Here is a 5,610-nt window from a genome sequence, read left to right on the forward strand (position 1 = left end):
ATGTTGTGCCGGTTGGCGATATTGCTCTGCTGCTGAAGAGTCATTTCGAGTTTCTGGCTGAAATACGGCTCTCGGTACTGTTTGGTGTGCCCAGCACCATCGTTCAGTTCGTTGAAGCCATGCTCAGCCTTGGGGTTCCACTGGCAATTAAAAAAGTGGTCTTTACTGGTGAATCGATGCTGAGCGTGCATGAAAACTATCTGCGCGAGATGCTGGGCGCCGATCTGCGGATAATTGGTTTATATGGTTTGTCGGAGTGCGGTTTCATTGGTATGTCCGCCGAAGGGCGGCTTAATCGGTACCTGCTCTTCAGCGATGATTTCTTCTTTGAATATGAAGATAAGAGAGGACTGCTAGTGACATCGCTGGATCCCGATGCCTCGCGCAAACTTATCAGATACTCCGTGGGCGATATGGGCACATTATCCGTTGAAAATGGTGACCTCTATTTTGAAGGTATTAAACGCAATGCTGTTGATTTTAATTTCATGGGAAATTTGATTAGCCATGAAAAAATATTCAAAATTATTAATCGAAGGTTGCCCGATGTGATTGTTCAAATTGTATTGTCTTTATCCGCGGATAGACAAAAGATTATGGATATTAAAATCTGCCGCGAAGTATTTCACAACCTTGATTTGTCCGAACTAACTGAGGAAATCTATCATTTGCCGGATATTTATGAAGCCTATATGAAAAAGCGCGGGCGTATTAATCTCACCCTCGTCGAATATAGCGATTTGCTTTTCTCATCCAGAGGGAAATGCCTGCTAGTTTATGACGCAAGGGAGTCCTGTAATGCAACTTGATAATTTGTGTAATGAAATTGTATCAGGGAATTCGCTTACGATAAATGTCAACATCAGGTTTTATAGCGTGTCACCGGAGCAGCAGGAGTAAATCATGTCAGATGATGTTATTGATAATTATGGTTTAGATAATAACGCATTGTTTATTCGTGGATGTAATTTGATTGATATTGCCGATGAAAACCGCTATTTGCAGAACGCATGGTTTGTACTGACCGGCAACCTTCTTAATGAAGAACAGATGGATCGGCTGATTCAGAATGCTAACGCCGAACTGCAAAAGACGAACCCTACAGCCAAACTGCAGGCGATGCATCAACTGATCAATGTATTGCCATCTTTGAGTTTAACGCAGCGATTTATGATGTTATTATCGCAAGTTGAGGTTTCGGCGGCTCAGGGTAAGGTCATGGCTCCCGTAAGCGACGGTGGTTGTCTTAAAATTATCTTGCTGATGCCGTGGATTATTGCATTGGCGTGCTCTTCCCAACAGTTTTCCGATTTGCCGGCGATCGAAAATTGCAATACCTTGGAGCTTGCTTTTTGGTTAGTATTAACTAGCAAGGAAGCTTCTTCCGACTGGGATATTAATGTGCTTTGCGGGTGCATGTCTCTACTGCTGGGCGGGTTTGGTACTGTGACACCCACAACCACCATGGTAAGATTTATTATCAGTACCAAGAGCGACGTCATTTCTGCACTAATCGGTGGGTTTAGTGCCATTGGCTCCGTGCATATGGGAGCCTGCAAATATGCTATCATGCGACTTTCTGGTGTCCTCCATGAGATTGAAGCCGAGAATCTTAAGGCGGCGGTAACGCATTATTGCAAAGACAAACCTTGGCCAAGGTTTGGTCATCCGATTATGCAATGGGATGTCCGAGTTGATTTCTTTTTTTCACGCTTTCAGGTGCCTATGTGCCCCTTCAGTTCGCTTGTGCGATCTATTTCGGACAATACAGGACTGCAACCCAATGTCGATTTTCTAATTGCAAGCATCATGAGCAAACATCGGGCTTCTCCTGAGCTGGGATTGTTGGCTTTTTTCGTTTGTCGTATGCCTATACTTCTCGCGCACTATCAAGCGCGGTTTAGCGCTCATTCCTTCGGTTTATCATCAAAGGATTTAAGAAAAAAATATAAAAAGGTCCCCAAATTATGGCTATAAAGCATCGCACCGAGCCAAATTTCTTGGGTATATGTCAGAGTATCACCTTAACCACACCGATGCGTGCTTGCGGGCAAATCAATATTTCTCACTGGAATTTAGCCCATAACTATTTGAAACAGGGCTTGTTACTCGAAGCCTTGCATCAGTTTTCAGTTCGATTCGCCACCGTGGTGGCTAAAAACTCGGATCTCACTTATCGCTATCTCCCTGTTATGGTTGAACAGTTTTTCTCTACCACCCATTTTGATAGCGATCGGTTATGCGTTGAAGGACATATTGAACGCATTAATGAGGCCTACCGTATTCACTGTAAGGTTAGCACATATGACAATGGAAAGGCCGTTATTGCGCAGGCAATCATCATGGTCAGTAAGGTCTGCTTCTTTAGCTCGTGTTCTGAGAAAGCCGCTCTTCCATTACTAGGCGATTTATGTAAGATTTCCTCCGTAACCGGAGATTCTTGTACTTTTTCCTTTAATGCGCATCACCCGCTTTTTGAGGAACATTTCCCCTCCCGCGCCGTATGTCTTGGTTCACTATTGATTGAGATGGTTCTGGCTTTAGCCACGCAGGGTAGGACGAAAAATATCGCATCTGTTGCGCTGAAAAAAGTAAAGTTCATTGAAGCAGTTTATCCGGGAGATACCTATCGGTTGACCATTAAACAGGATACAGAGTATGAACTGGGTGGTGTTTTTTATATTCATACGGAAACTAAAAAACGAAGCACTTGCGGTAAGTTTTCTATCAAATATAAAAAGGAGGATGCGCCATGTTTAACATAATAATCTCTTTTATTCCGTGGAGTATTTACTCCTGGGTTATCAATGGAAACTTTTTAACTCTGGTCGAACGCTCTCTCATCTTAACTGTGATTTTATTGTTCATTATTGCTGTGAATATTAAAATTGTCCGGCAGGGAGAACCCGTGATGATTACTAACATTCTGACAGTTATTGTCCTGTTTGTTAATTATTTCGCTGGATGGTCTACACTTTTACTGAACTACCCCACAGTTTTTTGCTATCTGTCACTTGCTCTGGTTTCATTGATTAGCTTGCTGGTAAAGAAACCCTTTACAATTTTTTATGCCAGTGCTGGTGTTTCTGAAGAAAAACGCAAACATATCCTATTTTATCTCATCAATAAATATATTACATGGATTTGGGTAATCATCTTTTTTGCCAATGGTCTTCTAGTGGCTTTTTTTACATGGACCCCCCAGATTTGGTTAATCACTATGGGTTTAATTTGTACTGGTATTCTTTTTTCTAAATATCTTCCTAACATCATGCAATATTTTTATCGCATCAAACATCATGGAGCATAATATGTCATTGTTTAACATTCTGACCGGAACCCCTTTATGGGCCTGGATTTTGCTTATTTTTCTCATCGCGAGGGGAATAATCGCATTGAAAGATAGGGAAACGAAGGTTTACCGCCTTTTTCTCTTGCCGTTAGTCTTTCTTTTTTTGGGCGCAAGCGATGTGATTAACCAGCTGGCTTTCCCACGCTGGGGAGCAATCGCAATGTTGGCAGGGCTGATGATCGGCTTTGGCGTTGGCTGGTTGCTCTGGCGTGCTACTGCGCGTTTAAAAATCAAAGAGGGAACGGATTTCATTATTCTGCCTGGTACGCCGTTGACGCTGACATTTATTCTTATCGCTTTTGTCATCAAATTCACATTGATTGTTTTTCTCAAGGTTGTACCTGATTTGAAATATGCATTTGATTTTAACCTTCTTTTTGGTCTTTTAAGTGGGTTCACTGGTGGTGTGTTGTGGGGCGGCACATTAAATTTATATATAGTATTTCGAAAGAATCCAAATTAATCCCTATATCATTAGCTGTGGGTGCTTCCCATTAGAACTATCTCAATAGAAGCTTATTCCTAACAACAACGCTGCATACAAATGCAGCGTTGCCTCGTAGTTTCAGATTTTTTTATCCCAGCGCGTGAAGAGGTGAGGGAAGTGATATATCTGACTATGCCCCCTTGGGGGAAGAGCGAGCCTAAAGGTTTAGAAAGCTATGAGTTTGAGCTAGCTGGACTTTGAGCAGATGGTTTATCGCTCATGGGAAATCATTTTGTTTTACGATTCAAAAAGAGGATAGTGATGGTCTCATTGGCGTAGGGGGGCAAGAAAACTGTTAGCTTGGCAATGCGTCAACAATTTGTAGAACTATGTTGTGGAACCCCTACGCAAAGCGCTTGCTATGATGGCATGATGCTTTTGTCAAGCATTATGATATGGTAGGAACCGGTGTTTAAGGGTGCAACTGCGGTCACTGTACGATCCAGTAGCATTACGTTTTTACGTTTGAGTATTTAGGAGCGGTAGACTCTGTACAGGCTATGCGTGCAATATGTGAAGCACGCTTGTGGGAATCAGTGTGCCATTATTGCGTTGTGCATGCAACCCTCTAGCTAGTACTTCATTGGTAAGGTTGTTTTTTGAAGCTGATTAATTATCTGTGTGTTTTTTAAGAGAACGTTAGCACTGATGTATCGCGTGCCGTACCAAGAAATCTTCCAAAAAAATTATTAAAAATATATGTGCAAGATGAACAAATGCTTGCTGAGGATATTGTATCAACGACTGTAGCTGCTTAAGGGCACATAATCTTGGGGGGCATAATGTTGTACAAAAAATCATGAAGTCCAAAAAACTCGTAAAGGTGCATTGCACTTCTCCTTTGAGAATTTGGCATCTCCTCTTAGCTTAATACGTTCTCATTATGATAATATAAACCCTTGGTTCTCCTGAACACCCGCTTGTCATGCGTTTTTCTGCTGATGCTCAAGAGATCTTTCGTGAATGGATGCAAAAGATTTTTAAAGAAGCCAAAGAGAATAACCTTTCTGAAAGCTTACAAGCGCATCTTTTGAAAATGCCTAAGACCATAGTAAGTCTTGCATTGATTTTTGAATTAACCGAAGGGGGGCGTTTTGAAATCAATAAAGATGCCCTTCAAACAGCCTTGCGATGGGAAAAATATTTGTTAAGTTATGTCAAAAGGCTTTATGCGGCGGCGGATAACTTAGCAACAGAGGGGGCAAAATTGATTGTCGAGCGCTGTGATCATTTATCTGATGTTTTTACTTTACGCGATATTCATCAAAGAAGTTGGATCAGTTTAACAGATAATAGAGCCGTTAAGTAAGCTTTAGAGCTCTTATGTCGTTCCAATCATATTCGTCAAATAGCAAGTGAAAATAGCTCACAAGGTGGTCGACCTACGATACGTTATGAATGGAATCCTTTGGTAAAGGGGCATAAGACACCCCAATAAGTCATTTACCCTTGTATTTCATAAAGTGAACCTTCAAAGAATGCCTTATCTATGAGTTTTGAGTATTTTGAATATTTTGAGGGTTCTTGTTACCCCCCTTTATATATTTTTTTTCAATCGAAAAATAAAAGTCATTATATTTCAATATATTAGCATTTTAGAGATACAATCTATATTAAAATACAACCTATAAATACAACCCGCGGTATATTTTTGAAGGTATTTTGAGGGTGTGAGAAACCTTCAAAACCTATCTATAAAACCTATCAAAATACTCATTATGATATTTTAAAGCACATAGTGTATTTATCTTGATTGACCCATGAAATGAAT

The 5,610-nt window shown here is 40.8% G+C and carries 5 protein-coding genes and 1 pseudogene; all 6 read left to right on the forward strand.

Annotated elements, in window-relative coordinates:
• Window positions 1-809, forward strand: an 809-nt coding sequence (locus ACFING_RS09135; RefSeq protein WP_375630601.1) for a hypothetical protein, incomplete at its 5' end; no start/stop codon positions are given.
• 94 nt (window positions 810-903) lie between these two features.
• A complete protein-coding gene (locus ACFING_RS09140) occupies window positions 904-1,977 on the forward strand; it encodes a citrate/2-methylcitrate synthase (protein ID WP_375630603.1) in 1,074 nt (357 codons plus the stop codon).
• Window positions 1,968-2,765 (forward strand): beta-hydroxyacyl-ACP dehydratase, encoded by a 798-nt coding sequence (locus ACFING_RS09145; protein ID WP_375630605.1) that lies wholly within the window; start codon window positions 1,968-1,970, stop codon window positions 2,763-2,765. The genes ACFING_RS09140 and ACFING_RS09145 overlap by 10 nt, the downstream gene beginning before the upstream one ends.
• Window positions 2,766-2,911: 146 nt before the next feature.
• Window positions 2,912-3,310 (forward strand): hypothetical protein, encoded by a 399-nt coding sequence (locus ACFING_RS09150; RefSeq protein WP_375630606.1) that lies wholly within the window; start codon window positions 2,912-2,914, stop codon window positions 3,308-3,310.
• A gap of 1 nt (window position 3,311) precedes the next feature.
• Window positions 3,312-3,815: a hypothetical protein gene (locus tag ACFING_RS09155; RefSeq protein ID WP_375630608.1), complete on the forward strand. Its 504-nt coding sequence runs from the start codon at window positions 3,312-3,314 to the stop codon at window positions 3,813-3,815.
• A gap of 922 nt (window positions 3,816-4,737) precedes the next feature.
• Window positions 4,738-5,277 (forward strand): annotated as a pseudogene (locus ACFING_RS09160) (DUF3987 domain-containing protein); the annotation flags it as partial.
• Window positions 5,278-5,610: the final 333 nt, after the last annotated feature.

Origin of the sequence: Bartonella sp. AP150HLJHH, from assembly GCF_042196385.1 — a bacterium.
Lineage (GTDB): Bacteria > Pseudomonadota > Alphaproteobacteria > Rhizobiales > Rhizobiaceae > Bartonella.